Annotated in this window: 18 protein-coding genes and 1 pseudogene; 3 read left to right on the forward strand and 16 right to left on the reverse strand. The window is 44.7% G+C overall.

The genetic code is table 11. From position 1 onward, the window contains the following. Positions 1-757: 757 nt before the first annotated feature. From AABW11_RS04215 to AABW11_RS04235, 5 genes are all read right to left on the reverse strand, one after another. A complete protein-coding gene (locus AABW11_RS04215; protein ID WP_340103533.1) occupies positions 758-1,639 on the reverse strand; it encodes an NAD(P)-dependent oxidoreductase in 882 nt (293 codons plus the stop codon). 630 nt (positions 1,640-2,269) lie between these two features. Beyond that, a complete protein-coding gene (gene tsaA / locus AABW11_RS04220) occupies positions 2,270-2,686 on the reverse strand; it encodes a tRNA (N6-threonylcarbamoyladenosine(37)-N6)-methyltransferase TrmO (protein ID WP_340103534.1) in 417 nt (138 codons plus the stop codon). Positions 2,687-3,280: 594 nt separating this feature from the next. Next, positions 3,281-3,703 (reverse strand): ester cyclase, encoded by a 423-nt coding sequence (locus tag AABW11_RS04225; RefSeq protein ID WP_340103535.1) that lies wholly within the window; start codon positions 3,701-3,703, stop codon positions 3,281-3,283. Between the two features lie 431 nt (positions 3,704-4,134). Then, positions 4,135-4,905 (reverse strand): bacteriorhodopsin, encoded by a 771-nt coding sequence (locus AABW11_RS04230; protein ID WP_340103536.1) that lies wholly within the window; start codon positions 4,903-4,905, stop codon positions 4,135-4,137. 307 nt (positions 4,906-5,212) lie between these two features. Further along, entirely contained in the window at positions 5,213-5,548 is a 336-nt protein-coding gene (locus AABW11_RS04235) for a hypothetical protein (protein WP_340103537.1), read from the reverse strand. Between the two features lie 163 nt (positions 5,549-5,711). Here AABW11_RS04235 and AABW11_RS20080 point away from each other — a divergent pair, with 163 nt between their 5' ends. Both AABW11_RS20080 and AABW11_RS04240 read left to right on the forward strand, forming a co-directional pair. Next, positions 5,712-5,840, forward strand: a complete 129-nt coding sequence (locus AABW11_RS20080; RefSeq protein ID WP_445263736.1) for a type II toxin-antitoxin system RelE/ParE family toxin — start codon at positions 5,712-5,714, stop codon at positions 5,838-5,840. 18 nt (positions 5,841-5,858) lie between these two features. Next, positions 5,859-6,026 carry a hypothetical protein gene (locus tag AABW11_RS04240; protein WP_340103538.1) on the forward strand — a complete coding sequence of 56 codons (168 nt, stop codon included), beginning with the start codon at positions 5,859-5,861 and terminating at the stop codon, positions 6,024-6,026. A 205-nt stretch (positions 6,027-6,231) separates the two neighbouring features. Here the strand turns inward: AABW11_RS04240 and AABW11_RS04245 are convergent, their stop codons facing one another. Then, positions 6,232-6,552 carry a hypothetical protein gene (locus AABW11_RS04245; protein ID WP_340103539.1) on the reverse strand — a complete coding sequence of 107 codons (321 nt, stop codon included), beginning with the start codon at positions 6,550-6,552 and terminating at the stop codon, positions 6,232-6,234. A 732-nt stretch (positions 6,553-7,284) separates the two neighbouring features. On the opposite strand from AABW11_RS04245, the pseudogene ltrA reads away from it, so the two are divergent. Next, a pseudogene (gene ltrA, locus AABW11_RS20085) lies at positions 7,285-8,558 on the forward strand (group II intron reverse transcriptase/maturase). A gap of 93 nt (positions 8,559-8,651) precedes the next feature. On the opposite strand, the gene AABW11_RS04265 reads toward ltrA, so the two are convergent. The 10 genes from AABW11_RS04265 to flhA all read right to left on the reverse strand — a co-directional run bounded on the left by AABW11_RS04265 (position 8,652) and on the right by flhA (position 17,550). Next, positions 8,652-8,984: a DUF5615 family PIN-like protein gene (locus AABW11_RS04265; protein WP_340103542.1), complete on the reverse strand. Its 333-nt coding sequence runs from the start codon at positions 8,982-8,984 to the stop codon at positions 8,652-8,654. Beyond that, on the reverse strand, positions 8,981-9,196 hold the full coding sequence (locus AABW11_RS04270; RefSeq protein ID WP_340103543.1) for a DUF433 domain-containing protein: 216 nt from the start codon (positions 9,194-9,196) through the stop codon (positions 8,981-8,983). Before AABW11_RS04270 ends, AABW11_RS04265 begins: the two co-directional genes overlap by 4 nt. 814 nt (positions 9,197-10,010) lie before the next feature. Next, positions 10,011-10,604 carry a hypothetical protein gene (locus AABW11_RS04275; RefSeq protein WP_340103544.1) on the reverse strand — a complete coding sequence of 198 codons (594 nt, stop codon included), beginning with the start codon at positions 10,602-10,604 and terminating at the stop codon, positions 10,011-10,013. A 169-nt stretch (positions 10,605-10,773) separates the two neighbouring features. After that, positions 10,774-11,301 (reverse strand): hypothetical protein, encoded by a 528-nt coding sequence (locus AABW11_RS04280; RefSeq protein ID WP_340103545.1) that lies wholly within the window; start codon positions 11,299-11,301, stop codon positions 10,774-10,776. Between the two features lie 136 nt (positions 11,302-11,437). Then, positions 11,438-11,689 (reverse strand): hypothetical protein, encoded by a 252-nt coding sequence (locus AABW11_RS04285; RefSeq protein WP_340103546.1) that lies wholly within the window; start codon positions 11,687-11,689, stop codon positions 11,438-11,440. A gap of 383 nt (positions 11,690-12,072) precedes the next feature. After that, on the reverse strand, positions 12,073-12,837 hold the full coding sequence (locus AABW11_RS04290; RefSeq protein ID WP_340103547.1) for a sigma-70 family RNA polymerase sigma factor: 765 nt from the start codon (positions 12,835-12,837) through the stop codon (positions 12,073-12,075). Next, positions 12,830-13,081: a hypothetical protein gene (locus AABW11_RS04295; protein ID WP_340103548.1), complete on the reverse strand. Its 252-nt coding sequence runs from the start codon at positions 13,079-13,081 to the stop codon at positions 12,830-12,832. Before AABW11_RS04295 ends, AABW11_RS04290 begins: the two co-directional genes overlap by 8 nt. 18 nt (positions 13,082-13,099) lie before the next feature. Next, entirely contained in the window at positions 13,100-13,903 is an 804-nt protein-coding gene (locus AABW11_RS04300; RefSeq protein WP_340103549.1) for a P-loop NTPase, read from the reverse strand. Between the two features lie 6 nt (positions 13,904-13,909). Beyond that, entirely contained in the window at positions 13,910-15,448 is a 1,539-nt protein-coding gene (locus AABW11_RS04305) for a hypothetical protein (protein ID WP_340103550.1), read from the reverse strand. After that, on the reverse strand, positions 15,445-17,550 hold the full coding sequence (gene flhA / locus AABW11_RS04310) for a flagellar biosynthesis protein FlhA (protein ID WP_340103551.1): 2,106 nt from the start codon (positions 17,548-17,550) through the stop codon (positions 15,445-15,447). Before flhA ends, AABW11_RS04305 begins: the two co-directional genes overlap by 4 nt. Between the last annotated feature and the right edge of the window lie 8 nt (positions 17,551-17,558).

A 17,558-nucleotide genomic window follows, 5' to 3' on the forward strand; every position in this document is an offset into this window, starting at 1 on the left:
CGCAGATGTTTATGTTCGTAGAAGTAACATTAATTCAAACAAAATTACGAAAGACACCGGACATACAGAAACAAGAGCGCGGGATTAATTCCGGTAAATTAGTTTGTAGAATCATAAGTGGTTTAATTCTGCGTCCTGGCGGGTGTGCGGCGAGGCAATCAATTTTCAAAAAACCCCGAACCGAAAACTCATCCGCTTGAGCAGATTTGTTATAAAGCGGGCTTAGAATTCTGTTTTATGTAAATTTCAATTATGATTAAATATTTTGCGTGTATTAGAGTCGCCGAAGTTGATTTGAATGATATCACAGCACGAACCAGATACGAGCTGTCAGGCGTTACGCCGCTATACTCATTTAATCAGGTAATATATGCTTTGCAACTACCACCCCAACTGGCAACCTCACCATAGACATTTTTGTTAAATCAACGATTTGAAAACCGACATCTTCCAAAGACTCCTGACAAATATCGGGCGGCAACCAACATACTTCGGAAGGTTCGCATGTATCCATTCATACAGCCTCATCATTACATTAGCCTATCCCTTTTTAAACATTGCCACAACAGAGATACGCCCGCAACTTTTAAGAACCCTTTGGCACTCGTGTAAAACAATAGGAATTTTCGGTGTATTGAATAGTTCTAACGTCATGACAGGCTTTAGAGTTATAACCACTGATGTATAGATGTGTCGTGACATACTGCAACAATCCTATCCGGACAGAGAAAAAACTTTATGATCTGTACAATTCAAATTATGTGGCTTTATTTGAACTATCCATAAAATCAAAGATCCGGGAGAAGTCTTCCCGATCCCGCCCATCACTTTTCGCCTGCCCAAACAGCTCCTTGGTAATATTATTCAGGAAATACGGATGATCCTGTTCATATGCTGAAAGAGCAGCAAGGTGAAGGTCTTTATGCATCAACTCAAGGGGAAATTGTGTTTCCTCATCACCATTTTTGATCATCTCAGCTTTGGCGTTTAGAAAAGGGGCTGAAACGGGAAGGTCTGGAAGGGTATTCAATAAAAAATCTTTAGAAATTCCCATTTCCTCACCCAGAAGAACGGTTTCAGAAAAAGAAGCCATTGCAACAGCCAATAAAGAATTTACAAGCATCTTCATGGCAGTTCCTTTTCCAGTTTCACCCACATGCACAATCTTCGATCCCATATATTCGATCAGCGAACGCGTTTTTTCCAGATCAGATTGATATCCTCCTATTAAGAAGGTCAGCTCTCCATTCTCGGCCGGGCCTTTGCTTCCAGCAACGGGAGCATCCATGAATCGCACGTTGTGTTTTTTAGCCTCCTCCGCCTCTTTCAGAGAAAAGGAAGGATTTACAGTCGTACAATCAACCCAAAGAGCTTGTTCCTTCATGAAAGATAGAAACCCGGTTTCTCCAAAAGCCAGTTGTTCAATGGCATCGGGATCTGAAACCATGGTGAATACAATATCTGCTTCCTCAACAGCATTTTCCAGTGATCCGGCGCCATGCGCACCGGACTCAACCAGAGGATCCATGGCCGAGCGGGTTCGATTATAAACCGTCAGATTTACATCATTCTTTTGAAGATTATTTGCCATTCGGCTTCCCATGATTCCTAATCCGATAAATGCGATTTTTTCGCCCATAATTGCAACCTGTTTTTTTATGAATATCTGTTTTCTAAGAACAAGCAAAAATGCAGGCTGATTCCATCTTCACGGCAACCAGCCTGGATTATTCACCAAGAAATTTGTTCGTGGGCATGGCGAAGTTGAAATGGAAAGTGTAGCGTATGAACATACGCCGAGTGCGTCATTTCCACTTCAATGAAGCAAACGGTCAAATTTCGAAGCTTTTTGGCATACACTCAAATTTCGGTTACGGCTCATTTGACACAAACTTAGTCAAATCAACTACCTAATTGTTCTATCTTTATTTTTCGTGAATTATTCGGGCCAGATGCCAGCAGAACTCAGCTATCTGGTGTCTCATTTCCCGACCGGGAAACCGGTATTTGGATCTTCGATAAGTTCACTTTCCCAGGATGTCCAAAAATGGTTGTCTGCCTTGCACACTGCTTATATTTTATGTCCAGAGATAAATTTTCATCGTTCTGGCTGCAGATTTACAATAACATAAATGATAACGCCATTGCAGTAAGTATTGGTAATCAGAACTATCGCGCAGGTAACCCCGATGTCACCTTCACCTATGCCATGCGAGGCATATCCGCGTTAATGCGTTGGTTATCCCGTCTGTTGTTGGCAAAATTGGCATCAATGCTGATTGCACAGAACAGGCTTTATATCAATTACAGGGGTGCCGTCGACTGCTTCTAAAGGACTTACTATTAAATTTACAGACTCAGCAGTCTCCAGTACCTGAACGCGGTGTAAACCAATGGGATTTGGTCGATCCGGCGCACGTGTAGCGAAGACTCCTTTCAGCGGATTATTGGGATTATTTCGGGGATGTACCTGTAATACATTACGGTCACTCAGGTGAAGCCATGTAAGCAGGATGATCTCGCTGCCGGCAACAATTCCATCAGTCGCCTTTGTAAACTCTTTATCTATCTTTATGCACGCTTCCGGTGCCCCTTCTGAACCTTGTTCAGGAGCGTCTTTTTTGTCAATAAGTTGAGAGTGAACAAAGCCGATTGGCCGTATTGAATAGGTGGTTGTAGAGTTCATTGGCTATATTTCTCTGTTAGGTGGTATAACGCCCTGGCGCATAAGGGGCGTGCAAAATGACCCTGAATTTGTTTCAAAATGTACTGCGGAAACTGACAAATTAAAACCGGTAGCCAACGGCGAGGCACGTTCAACTTAATGCGCGGGTTATATTCTCTTCCACAAGTTTACTGCTTGTTCAATAAACTCATCAATTTTGGTATCTGGAATAGCAACTGTTTTTTCAATCGAATACATCCTTTTCCTATATCTAATCCCTTAGTTAATTCACCAGATCCATCAATTTTCTCAATATTTCCAACATAAAGGCTCGCGTAAATTTTTGAGTGTTCAGATGAAAAACAGTTGTTTTACTATCGCCGTACCGTAGCATTTTATATTCAATGTTATCCGCTATTCAGGGTGCCTTAGAAAAAATCATTTCACGCAGAGCTAATAGTATTTCCTTTCTCCAATCCTCGTCCAGGGATTCTAAATATTCTGGAGGTGTTTCTACGTTATATTGAATTGGATATCTATGATTTAGTACTAAAAAGTTTGGTATAACGACAATGCGCTTATACTGCGACTAACCAATAATTGAAGCAACATTCTTTATCCCATTGCTCCTAATTGCATTATTAGACCCAAATTATCTACTATTCCTTTTTCTTCTACAACCTTTCCATTTTGAAATTTAAGCACAGTCATACCCTGCACAGCCACGTTCTTTCCTGATGCTTCAACGCCAAATAAGTCGCCATTTTCATGAGTTCCATTGTATTCCCAATTAATTGTGGCGCTACGTACATTTTCACTTGGAATTATTTCTTTTATTGAAATTTTTAAATCAGGAAAAAATTCGTGGGTTTGTTTTAGCATTGCTTTGTATTCAGAAATGCTGTTATAAGTTTTTTCAAAGTGTGTGTAGTTAACTTCTAAATCATCATCGGCAAATTCATTGAGTAAATTTTCCTTTCCGGCATTCCAAATTTCCATGTAACTCGATGATAGTTCTTTGATTTCTTGAGCATTCATAAATAAAAACCTTAAAAAATGATGTTTGATTTAATTGAATGAAAAATCTCAGTTGTTAATCTTGAAAGATTTACTATTTCTTTATTTTCAATTTCTTTACGTACTATTTCATCCGCAAACTGGAAATAGCATAACTGATCATTAACAAAGGCTATCTTGTCAAAATATTCATTCTTTAATTTAGTTTTTTGCATGAAAATAGATTTTGCTCAAAGATGCCTAACGGTTTGGCAATTATGCAGCGAGTCGATACATCCATATGGCCGCTTGCGAGCGACACCCTTAGTGCTGAGGAAAGGCTAAAAAGAATCAACCCACAAAACGAGCGGGAATTGTCAAGTTCGTTTGGACCTTCAAAAAAGGACGATGCATGCACTCACACTTCTACATTTTTGCAAGCCTGCTGAATAGCTTTGCGAACGACACCCCGACTAACGAGCTGTGGCTGAGACCACACCTGTCGGAGACGTAATCGCCTCTGGCTCCTTCTTGACGTAGAGGACCAAAATGATTGTGAAGGCATACTTGGCGATGATGTCCAGAATGCTGTATCCCCACGAGGTAACGCCCACATTCAGCAGGGCCAGGCCTTCGTTGCCAAGCGCCCAGATGACCGGATAGCCGATCCACATGAAGACGGTCAGGAGCTTAAGCGTGTTAAAGATATTGCCGGTTCCCTTGGCCTTGGCCTCCTTAGGCCACTCGGCGAGCAGATAGTACAATACCCCTACGAAGAAGGCGCTGCTGAGCAGGTACCAGAACCAGCGCATGGCGTAGCTGCTGGTAGTCAGCGCGGCGGCCAGGCCGGTCAGGCACATGAATACGTCCAGCACGATTGCTGAGAAAATCTTATCGCCTGTAGAGCCGGCCATGAGACCGAGCGCCAGCAGAATGAACGGAGTGGACAAGGTCCATGTCAAATACCGCCCCCACAGGGAGAGTGTCTCTTGGCCGGCCAGCGCGTGACCGTCCGGCATCACTAAGGTATCGATAGTGAGTCCAGAAGCAAGTCCCATGTAGCTGGAAATGGAGACCACCGAAATCATCATCGTAGCATAAGTGATCAGCCGGGCACGAGAGTTTTGGATACTGCGTGACCAAAAGGCGATGAGCATCAGGGTGATGCCGGCAAGTGCAATATTAACGTAGATTGATGAGGCAAGTGCAGTATCGTCGATTACAGCAAGATATATATTTTCCATGGAGTGATACCTGACTATTTAAATTTTTTTAATAAAAATAATATCTTAATAAATAACCGTTTAAACTTCAAATAATTGCAACAGCAGGGGTAGACACCGGCGAATGGATTTTGGTTATTCGGCAATTGACAACTTGTCCTCAGGAAGAAGAGAGACTGCCTGATGAAACAAGTTTGTACAGGGTTGTCCTGAAGCCGCTCAGGACTCGATCGAGCGATAGTGATGTCGCACGCAAACGGTCATATGGATGTCTTGACTCGCTGCATAACGACGAATTGTTATACCGCGGTTACTCCTTGATTCTCTTTCAATCAATTTCACCATTTTTAAAATGTGCAAGTTCTATAGCACCCATGCCGTAATCATCAATTAGGGAAATTTCCAGATTTCTATTTCTTACCAATCCATTAAACTTTGTCGAATTTTCTCTTAAATAGTTGAAAGTTTTCTCAGCTTCAACAAAATCTTTTTTAGCCTTTTCTCTATCTAAATTTGCAGGCTTCCAACTGCTTTGAATATTACATTGAACACTGCTATCGTCTAACAGTACAAAAGAAGCTTCTTGCATGTTTAGGTGGTCTCCCCCTAAAAAACGGTCAAGGGCTAAGTCAAGGCGTTCACCGGATAGTTTAGTAACTTGCATAATTGATGTATTTTGAAAGTATGTTATACTTCATGCCTTTCTATCGAACCTATTACCCAATAATCAACATCATCTGGAGAAAATTTTTCGCCAACTTTTATCTCTTTATCAGGTAATATTCTTGAAATGCCTATCATACATTCAGAGTCTATCATTTTAGATATTGTGTCCTCATTGTTTCATTGATGATGATGCCATTGTCATATTGGAGGTGTTCGCGAAGAAAACACAAAAGACGCCGCAGGAAGTAATTGATGTATGCAAAAAGCGGCTGGCTCGTTACAAACAGTAGCAAGGAATAGGAAATGTCATGGATAAGAAGAAACAAAAACAACTGGAAGATAAAGGATTTCTAGTAGGCTCTGCCGCAGATTTTCTGGAACTGTCGCCGGAAGAAGAAGCCTATATTGATATTCGATTGGATATCAGCAATTTGGTAAAAGCCCAACGTGCGAAAAGGGGATGGACCCAGGAATAACTCGCCCGTGCAATCGGATCAAGCCAGTCACGCATCGCCGAGCTTGAAGGGACTGATCCCGGTATTTCTCTGGATCTCATGATTAAAGCAATTCTACGGCTTGGAACATCAAAAAAGCAGATTGGAAAACTGTTAGAAGGAGAGTTAGAACCAGCCTAATTCGAAGAGTACTATACGTGGCGGCGTTTATGCAACGATGCGGGGTTTATTCTTTTGAGAAGTCTCTGTAGAAACCAGGACTATCCGTCGGTTTGAGTACCCTCGACTCAAAGCTACCCTTGTGTCCGTCGTTGTAGTCGATAGAAGCAGAAATTATTTTTAATTTCCCATCTTCATCGAACTCAAGATGATCATAAGTCAGGTCAATATTCTGTGATGCTAAATCTGCTTTGATCATACTAAGATCGTCTTTTGTTAATTCAGTAGTGAATTTCACATCAATGACTCCGCTACGCTCTTCGGTACAACTGTTGATGGTGATGATGATAAAAATTGATATAAGAATGCTAAAAACCTTATTCCACATGATTTATTATTTGGTTTTATTTTATGTGTTGCTTCAAATTACAGCCAGCATTGGCATAACGGTCTGGCGTTTAACCGGTTTAGCAATTGTAAACTATTAAAGTGATAAAAAGCAGGAATTACTGCAACTCTGATGATCTTTACTATCAGCTGTGAGCGGGCAAAATCCGGTTGAAACGCTTGTGTGTGCCCGGCATGGGTGCCTTGGCTTACAGGAATGTAAGTCATAAATCTTGAGGGTGCCACAACGTGATCCCTCGGGAAAAGTCCCTTATGGGCCCCGCTGAGGAGCGGGGAACCATTAGCAAGTCGCAAGGGCGTTGCGGGTAACCGTAAGTCTGCCCCGAAGGTATGGCCATGCCAAAGGAAGCGAGACTGCCCCGACGGGATGCCGGTGGCACAAACTCCGGTCCTGACGAACAGGAACCGCATAAGAGGCTTGATGAACTGGACGAGCAAACACATCATTGTGACGTCCGAAACACCGCGAGGTGCATGTTCAGTAAGTAGATGCGGCAGGCATTGGAGGAAAGAAGGCATCCTTACCCGGGGAGATCCCCGCCTTATGGTGTGGGAAGTCAGCCGACGTCATAGTAGTCCCAACTGGCTGGTTGGGATGAAGGACCGAATGTTACCAGGCATCCGATGGAGGCCAGAGTTCGGGCTCGCCAAGGATAGATGTCCTTGAGTCCGGATAGCTGCCGCTAAACGATGCCGCCTGAATAAACCAACGATGATAGAATACGTAATCCAACAATGGAATCTGAACAAAGCCTACCAGAAGGTCTGTGCCAATAAAGGAGCAGGTGGCGTGGATGGGGTGGAAACACCCTAGCTGAAAGCTCACCTGCAAACTCACGGCCCGACCCTGGTAGAGCACATCCGCAATGGAAGCTATCAGCCCAGCCCAATCAAAGGCGTGGAAATACCCAAATCCAACGTCAAGACACGGATGCTCGGCATCCAGACGCTGACCGACCGGGTATCCAGCAAGCCCTGCATCAGGTGCTTGAGCCTGTATTTGAGCCGGACTTCCAGCCCCGCAGTTACGGATTCCGCCCCAACCGCAACGCCCATCAGGCCGTGCAACAAGCCCAACGGAACATCAATGACGGCTATCAGCATGTGATAGACATTGATCTGAAGTCCTTCTTCGATCAGGTCGACCATGCCATATTGCTGGAACTGATCCACCGGAAGGTCACGTGCCGGCTGACGATGAAGCTGTTGCGAAAATTCCTGCGCGCCCGAAGCAGATCAACGGAAAACTACACAAACGCAGACAAGGAGTGCCGCAAGGCTCTCCTTTAAGTCCGCTGCTGTCCAACATTCTGCTCAATGAACTTGACAGGGAGCTGGAAAAGCGCGGGCATCGCTATGTGCGGTATGCCGACGATTTCAGCATCTACGTGCGCAGCAAACGCGCCGCCCGACGGGTAGGCAACAGCATCTACCTGTTTCTCAGGGATGTGCTTCGCCTGCCTATCAACCGGGAGAAAAGCGGGATTCGCCGCCCCTCGACATTCGACATACTGGGCTATCATTTTGTCCCGGTATTCAAGAAAGGGGTCAGAGGTCAATATCAACTGGTGGTGAGTGCGAAGAGCAGGAAAGCCTTCAAGCGAAAGCTTAAAGAAGCTGACCCCCAAAACCATTCCCATAAGTTTTGCCGAACGAATCCGGCGGCTCAACCGGCTGATACGAGGCTGGCTGAACTACTTCAAACTGGCCAATATCCACGGCAAATTACAAGCACTGGATAGTTGGCTGAGGAAACGGCTGCGGTACTGCATTTGGCACCACTGGAAGAATCCGGAACGCAAACGGAAGAACCTGATGCGTCTGGGAGTAAATCCTGAAGATGCCTATGCATGGAGTCGGACCCGGATGGGAGGCTGGCGAGTCGCTCAAAGCCCCATCCTGAAAACGACCATTACCTTAGCCAGACTGAAGAAACGGGGCTATATCGCTATGTTGGACCTCTATCACCAAATCAGGCCAACGTAACAAACCGCCGTATACGCGATCCGTACGTACGGTGGTGTGAGAGGCGCACCGTGAGCATATTGCTCACGGCCGTCTACTCGATTATAGCAACCTCTACTTGATTTCTAAAAATTTACCGGGTTCATAAGCCTTGATGACTGATGGTAATTTCTCAACCAATGGAAGTAAATCTTCATAGGTATTGGTTCTCGCTTTCAGAAGCACAACCTGGATAGAAGAGGAGGGGATAGATTGTTGAAAGCTCAGATTTTTGTCACTGGTAATAAAAACATCAAATTCTTTTTCGGCCACTGACAATAACTCTCCATTCGAAAGACTTGCCCATCCCATTTCAGGTGTGGTTTTTGCGAAGAATTCCCGATCTAATTCTTCAATTTGATACTTTAATTTTTTTGGAAGGCATTCATCCAGCAGAATCTTGATCATTGCGGCTGAAGTAGTTGATCCTTAAATTTTTCAAGCACCTGAATAGCTTGTTGTCTGGTTACGGTGGGAAAATCTTCCAGAAATTCGTTGAGGGAATGGCCAGCCTCTAGGTATTCAAAAAAGGTGCTTACCGGGACACGGGTTCCCTTAAACACAGGTGTGCCTCCGAGAACATCATTTCGCCTTTCAATAAGATTCTTTGGAGTAGACATTTCTGTAGAAAAAGAATTTATCGGTTATAAAGTAATATAGTTAACGAATGGACAAGTTGGAAATTTTTGGATACGACTGCTTTAGAGTTAGGGACATATTTGTGAAGTTGCTATAACGGCTCCGCAAATAACCGGCACCGTTTCAGATAGTTGATGAACGTTGATTCTTAAGCTACCACAGAATACCGAAAAAGCAAGGCGGTGTCCGGTAGATTTGCCTTGTGTGTGCCCGGCATGGGTGCCTTGGCTTACAGTAATGTAAGTCATAAATCTTGAGGGTGAAAGTCCCTTATGGGCAGGGGTGGGACCCTGAACCATTAGCAAGCCGCAAGGGCGTTGCGGGTAACCGTAAGTCTGCCCCGAAGGTATGGACATGCCAAAGGAAGCGAGACTGCCCCGACGGGATGCCGGTGGCACAAACTCCGGTACTGACGAACAGGAACCGTATAAGAGGCTTAATGAACCGGATGAGTAAGCACATCATTGCAATGTCCAAAACACCGACAGGTGATGGCTCATTAAGTAGATACGGCAGGCATCGGGGGAAGAAGGCATCCTTACCCGGGGAACGTTGTTCTCTTAGAAATTGAATTGGGAGCAAGATTGCAAAACGTATAGTTTTCCGGCAGTCATGTAGCCCAGTATGAAAGTAGGAGATAGCTTCAACCGGTGAAAAGAGCGGTTGGGATGATGAATAACGAACCGCCGTATACGCGATCCGTACGTACGGTGGTGTGAGAGGCGCACCGTGAGCATAATTGCTCACGGCCGTCTACTCGTTTATGCAACTTACTTAATTGCATTCTATATCCAATTATTCACCCTTAAAGTATTTCTTTGTATTATTCAATAGTAAATTCAACGATCTTGGTAACTTAACGGCTGCAATTTTTATTAAATTAAAGAATGATTCATCATGAATTTTACTAAAAAATTTCAGAATTACTGCTGTTATTACTATATAGTTCGTAAGAGAGAGGAACCATAAAATAGCAACTCTCCATGGTGAAGAAATAAGTGACTGTACATAATAGATCGTAATAAAAATGCAAAGGAATACAGTTAGAAAAAAACCTCCTATAACCCATATTTTTAGAGGACAATTATAAAGAATATCATCCAACGATTCAGCAAAAAACTCTATCTCGGAATCTGACGTACTATCTTCAATCAAAGAATCACCGCTCATAGAACCTACTAATCCTCCAACATCAGATCGTTCTGGTGAACCACGCATTCTGATTTTAACCTGTGAATGAGACCCTCTTATAGTGCCGCCCTCCATTCTTCCAACTAAGCCACCTACACTTGCTCTTGACTGATTCTTAACTAAATGAGAGGGTTTTTTCCAGAAAATTACTATAGCTGATAGAAGAATTAGGCAAGCTAAAAGAATAATCTCAATCATTAGTATTCCATTTTTTGTGTAAATGAAAAATATTTCGTTGATGCATAACGGCTCTTGGCTTGTGCTGCCAGTCCATTTATTATTAATCGACTCCGAGCCCTTAACTGGTCAGCACGAAGCCATGGTTATTTTTGATGATGACATTTATTAGCAAAACCCCAGTAATTTTTCACCAGATATGAAACATCAAGCTTTCGTGTCGAATAGTGTATACAAATGCAGTATCTGATCTATTAATCACATGACCTGAATACCCTAATCTAGATTCTAATCCTTCAGCCCACCAGAAATGTTTTAACTCTGTTTGATACGCATCTTCAGGTTTATCAGACACACATTCAACTGGTCGGATTCGATCAATTAACTGAATGCTTCTTCTCTTTGTCATTTCAGATAAATTAAGTTCAAAATCATCATATCTTGAGTCAAGTCCCATATATGGTACAAACTCACCGGCAGTATATTTGTCATTCATATCTATCCGAAAGCTCTTGGGACTTTCATATAAATCAAGCTCGATTTTGCACCCATTTTCTATCGCATCAAAATTCTCGAATGTCAAAACAGCCACGTAAGAGAAATCTGTAGTGTAGAACTCATAGTACTCATGTGGGTCTTCAATCGTATTGCCAGACAGTCCTGTATTTTCTTCACAAGCGACAAGAAAAATCAATAGAATGTAGAATAATCTTGTCATATTATATCAGAGAATATTTTTAAGAATAACCGTCGATTTAAAAAAATAACATGTATTTATGCCGCGTTGGAAATTCGCAGAAGTGATCATCTCACATTGTACTCTACCATTTGGCGAAGGGACACTCTAAAATAAATCAGGCAAATACGTCGAGCCGGCGTCCGATTCCGGCCCGGCGGGCACGAATGGTCTGCATCTCGCGTGCAGAGTCATAAGATTGGCTTGCACTGTAGCCATTTTGTTTCGTATTAATCCGGTGGTTGAATGGGAAGGGTGGGCGGTCGGAAGAATCTTCTTTTTTCTTTCTCTCTTGGAGTTCCGCTTCTCTCTTCTTGTTCAGAAGCTGGGGGATACGGTTGAGTTTTGATATTTTTGATATTAAAGCCAAAACGGTCGGTCTATGATTACCGGTACTCCGGAGTAGCGCTCATTTTTCCGGATCATAGTGATATCACCATGATTATTCTTCATCAGAATACTCATATTATCGGTTTAACCAAAGGGAACTCAACCGTTTGGCCATTAGACTTTTTTAAGGAAAGGCGGGTGCACTGAAGTGATGTGTGGTTTTGTGACAGTGGCGGGCTACAAAATTGATAATGTCATCCCGGGCCTGAGCCGGGGTCTCTCGTTCCGGTTCAAACCATAAACCTCGCAAATAGCTAACTTTTCACTGTTGCAAATATGGGAGATCGCGGATCAAAGTCCGCGATGACGGTGGTGACACTGGCCGGTGTTAAAAAAAAGACTTCTCAAAGATCAAAAACCGAATCAATAACTTTGAAAAACCTCTTCGCCCATCAGGTCAGATTTCAGCTGAATCAGCAGCTTGCCGACGATCTGCGAGATGCGCGCTTCGGACAACTCAAGAAGCAATGCAATTTCACTCATCGTCATATCTTCGTAATAGTAGAGGGTTAAAATGAGACGGTCTCGTTCTTCAAGCTGACCAATTTTACGCTTCAGGCTTTCGGCCACTTCCTTCCGCTCCAGGTTGCTGTCGGGCGTGACGCTGTCCGGATCGGCATGAATCTCGTAATAGGTGCCGGAATCTTCATCGAACGTGTTATCGAGGGAGAGCGCATTCCGCTGCTGCACGTAGGTGAGAAGCTGTTGGTATTCGTCAAGCGTCATATCCATCTCCGTCGCAATCTCATCTTCGCTGGGTTCACGCCCAAGCTCCTGAGATTTTCGCTGGATGATCTCCTGAACCTGCCCGTAATTCTTTCGCTGTTTACGGGGAAGCTGGTCGATCTTCCGAAGATAATCAATCACGCTGCCTCTTATGCGATAGTAGGCAAATGTATTAAACTGGATATTTTTTGTGCAATCATAAGAATCCAGCGCCTGTATGAGCCCGCTGATTCCGGCACTCTCCAGATCTTCCCGCTGCGTCAGCGGCTGATCGGGCCGGTTAATTTTGCCGATGATACTGCGAATCAGCGGCATGGATTTGCTTATAATTGAATTTCGTAATCCCGGTGCGGGATGTTTACAATATGAGTCGATGAGATCCTGTAATGATACATTACCCATGGCTACCCTCCGTTTTGGTTTGTTGCTTGTTCGCTTGTTCGCCGTTTGCTTCTGATTGTGTTGATTGTGTCTGTACTGAACTCCCTCTGATTACGTTCAGGAAAAAGATTCCCAGATAGACGACGGCAAATAAAATCGTAAAGACTAAAATACTCCTGTACAGCGCTGTTCCGGTATCGGTACCCGACAATAGAAGCAGCATAAACTGGAAAAGAGAAATAACTGATATAAGCCGTATCAACATGAGTATCTGTCTTAAAGGTTAAAGTGTTGGTTTTGCTTCAGTCTGAAGTTTGGGTGACTTCCCGGCGAGGCTTGTTATATTTTCCGCGATGAATTTAAAATCTTTCAGAATAGGGTCACCGGGATTCGATTTGATAATCGTCCGCTGATCTTTCACTGAATTTTTTATCGCTATACTGGCTGGTATATACCCGAGATACGTGATCTTTTTCTTCAAAAAGTAATCTAAAATGTTATTGAACCGCTCGCATGTACTTTGGGCTGACTCTTCGTCGTTCGCAAAGTTGATGATGCCCGCAAACTGGTAATCCGGATCGATGCCGTACACATATTTGCACAACCTGTAGACATCAGAAATGGCCGTGGGTTCATCTACAAGTACAAGCGAGCTTACGTGTGACCTGTCAAGTCCCCAAAGCGTCATTTCCCCTGCGCCCGCCGGTGTATCTATAATAATAAAGTCGTGATCCGCGGCGAGGTAACCGACAACCTGGTCAAGGGCGTCAATCATAAGATCGGAATCGAATGTATGGTGCGCGGGATCGTCTGAGCCGGTCACCAGCGTAATATTACCGCAGCTGTGCGGCAGATCCTCGAGGCCGCATTCGCCGCGTATCCAGTGGGCAACGCTGTAGGAAATCTGTTCATTAAAAAAGGTTGAACAGTTCGACAGGCCGATATCAGCATCGATCAGCGCCACACGAAACCCGATGCTTTCCAGCATTTCTGCCGTGTTCACACTGGTCATAGTTTTACCAACGCCGCCTTTACCGCTGACCACAGATACAATAAAAGGTTGATTCGATTGAGTTAAATTCTTCATAGACTATCAGTTTTTAAGCACGTTTTGTGCGAACCATGTCGGATCAAATTTATGGAGGCTTTCAGGCAGCGTATCGCCGTTGCTTACAAATCTCGATGGGCACCCCATCTGTTTCATAAATGGAATAATGGGTCCCCACTGGCTTACCTCATCCAAATGCGTAATCGCGATAAAATCGGGCTGCAGAGGATGATTAATGGCAGAAGACTCTTTGAAATAAAATTTGTTGAGTGATGCATTAACCACATAATGAACCTCCAGAGGCTTCAGTGATGCAAGCACCTGCCGTACTTTCCAATACTGCCGAAATGAGGTTTCCTGTTGTGTGCTGATGGATGGTGAGTCGATCAGGACATGATCATATGCTTCCCACTCTTCCTGGTACTCGGTCACGTCAACACCCGTTTTAATTGTGTAAAACGGAATATTGTGATCCTCGCAAAAAGGCCTCAAAATAGTGTAATAGGGAGACGTGGCTGCTGATTGGGGCAGAAGTGACACCACCGCTACATTCTTCTGCTTCAGGAATCCGGGATGCTGCGTCAGTTTCATGATCAGCTGCGTTTTGCCCGCTCCGGCCGGCCCTGTAAAGAGCAGGTATTTCTGTAATTTCTTATCTGTTTCGCATTGAATCGCATCACGTATAATTCCCGACAGGTTCGACATGAACAACTCGGTTTGATCATACGGGTCAATTCCTTCTTTAATAATGGAGCTAAACCAGCCTGCTACAACACTCGTGCTGATTCCGGTCTGTACCAGCTGCTGAAAGGCTGGATGAGAAGCGTAATCAAGGTTCGAGCTGATGAGTGACGATCCCAGCAATGCCTCAAGCTTATCAAATCGTTTGTGGAGTGCGGTAATTTCCCGCTGCTCACGTCGTGGGCCAGATGTTGGTACCGATGAGGTTCTGTTAATTTTCGGGCCGGCGCTTCCAAAACGGGACAGTAAGTCCGGTGTCTCAGATTGCGGACGGTGTGATGAATTCTTTGCAGGTTCAGTGACCTCAGCCTCAGATGCCTGCTGTTTTTCAGGCTGACTGGCCGGTTTCGGTTCCGATTCCGTCTGCGGTTGAGTTGGCTGGAAGGAGGTCGACGGACGGGCGCTTGCTCTGCTGTAAAGCGATTGTTTTTGGGGAGCTTGCGACCCATTATTTTGCGACGGAGAAAAAGCAGTTTTTTTGAACGGAGTTTTTTCTGAACTCCCTTTTGAACTGTTATCAGTGATATTTTTTCCGTTGAAGGGCTCATTTTTTTCCGCAAACTTCCGGAGCTTCTCCAAATTAGAGCTTACACTGTCTGATTGCTCGTCCTTTTGATCGGGTGTTTCGCCTGATCGCTCGAACTGAACACCATTTTGTTGCTCGCTCTCAGAACGCTTTTTGGGCTGCTCAGACTCACTATCGGTCTGATCAACAGCAACAGTAATCTGACTTTTGCCGTCGGTATCGTTGCTGTCCAAAATCACAAAGTCATCCCCGTACATCTGCTGGGCACTTTTTTTGGCCGCTTCAATTGTTTTACCTAAAAATTTCTTGAGTATCATGCGGGACTCGGTTCTTCAAGTTCTGCTTGTTGTATCCGGATTCTGTCAAATGTTTTGAACTGTACATCCGAACTGATGTCGTTATATGACAACACATTAATCTCAGGCAAAATGGGTGCCAAAAACTCAAAAAGAGTGAATCGGAGAACCGGTGAGGTCAGCAATAGCGGCTCGTATCCCTGCCGGATCATCGAGTCGAACACCTTACTTGAGTTCTGGTAAAGAACCTCAACCATGTCGGGGGTAAGTCCCAGCGTATTGCTGTTTAAGCTGCCCTGCTGAGCCTGCCCGATGAGGTGAGACTCCAGGTTAGAATCCATCATCACTACAACTACTTCATTGGTCTCAGTGGCAAACTGCCGCGTGATGGTTTCAGCCAGCGCCGCCCGTGAGTACTCCGTAAGTACATCGGTGTTGTTGGTTTTCTGGCAGTGATCAGCCAGCGTTTCCAAAATGGTAACCAGATCTTTCACAGGAATTCGCTCACGGAGCAGTCTCTTAAGCACTTTCTGGATGTCGCCAATCTTGAGGCCGTCCGGAATGAGTTCTTCAACCAGTGCGGGATGCTGCTCTTTAATATTGTCTATCAGGCGCTGTACCATCTGCCGGTCAACAAGCTTATGTGCATTTTTCTTCAGAACTTCCATCAGGTGGGTAGTGATAACCGCCCCGGCTTCAATAACTGAAAGCCCGTATTTTTCCGCCTGTGACTTATTTTTTCCGCTGATCCAGATTGCGTCCATTCCAAATGTCGGGTCTTTTGTTTCAATCCCCTGGATATCCGGTTTGAAATCAGCCGGCAATAGAGCGAGATGATACCCCGGCAGCAGTTCTCCTTTCCCCTGAACGATACCGCGCATTTTAATAACGTAGTTGTTGGCATCAAGCTGAACGTTATCGCGAATCCTGATAGAAGGGATGATGATCCCAAACTCAGAAGCCAGCTGTTTACGGAGCGATGTCATCCGTTCAAGCAGATCGCCGCCATTTTCTTTTTCTACCATGGGGATCAGGCTGTAGCCAATTTCCAGCTCAAGCGTATCAAGCAGCAGGTAATCCTCTACTTTATCTTCAGCGCTGTTTTCAATCTGATGACTTTCCTGCTCGTCACTTTCAATTTGTTCAATGGTCTCGGTTTTATGCTTTTTGTAAGCGAGGAAAGCGAATAATCCGGCGATCGACCAGAAGGGAATCACCGGCAATCCGGGGAGCGCACCGATTGCAAACACAAAGACAGCTCCGATCATCACGGTTTTTGGATTGCCCAGAAGTTGCCCCGTGATTTCATCACTAAGGTTACCTTCTGATGCTGCCCGCGACACAATAATACCGGCGGATGTTGAGATCAGCAGAGCCGGAATCTGAGAGACCAAACCGTCACCAATTGTGAGCAGCATGTAGAGCTCAGCTGCTTCCCCGATCGACATGCCCTGCTGGGCCGTTCCGATAATCAAACCGGCAATAATGTTGATGAAAGTGATAAGGAGTCCAGCAATAACATCGCCACGCACAAACTTACTGGCACCATCCATAGCTCCATAAAAGTCGGCTTCCCTTGAAATTTCTTCCCGTCGCTGCTTGGCCTCCTCGTCGCTGATCAGCCCCGAGCTCAGGTCCGCGTCGATCGACATCTGTTTCCCCGGCATAGCGTCCAGGGTAAATCGTGCAGCTACCTCGGCAATACGCGTGGCACCTTTGGTAATCACCACAAAGTTGATGATCACAAGCACAGCGAACATAATAATTCCGATCACAAAGTTACCCTGCACAATAAACCCGCCAAACGATTCAATAATCGATCCGGCGTACCCCTCACTCAAAATCAGCCGGGTGGTGCCCACGTTGAGGGAGAGGCGGAAAAGGGTTAAGATAAGCAGCATTCCGGGGAACACGGCAAACTGAAGCGGTTTGAGCGTGTAAAACGCCACCAGCACTACGATGAGCGAGAGGGAAACATTGAGGGCCAGGAAGAAATCCATCAGCGCCGCAGGCAGCGGCACAATCATAATCATCAAAATGATGATGACACTCGATGAGATCAGCACGTCCGTTTTAAAGAACATGCCTTTCATATTATCAAAACTAAATCCTTGTGCTGCCATGGAGGAGC

Origin of the sequence: Rhodohalobacter sp. 8-1 (genome assembly GCF_038150125.1) — a bacterium.
GTDB lineage: Bacteria > Bacteroidota > Rhodothermia > Balneolales > Balneolaceae > SW132.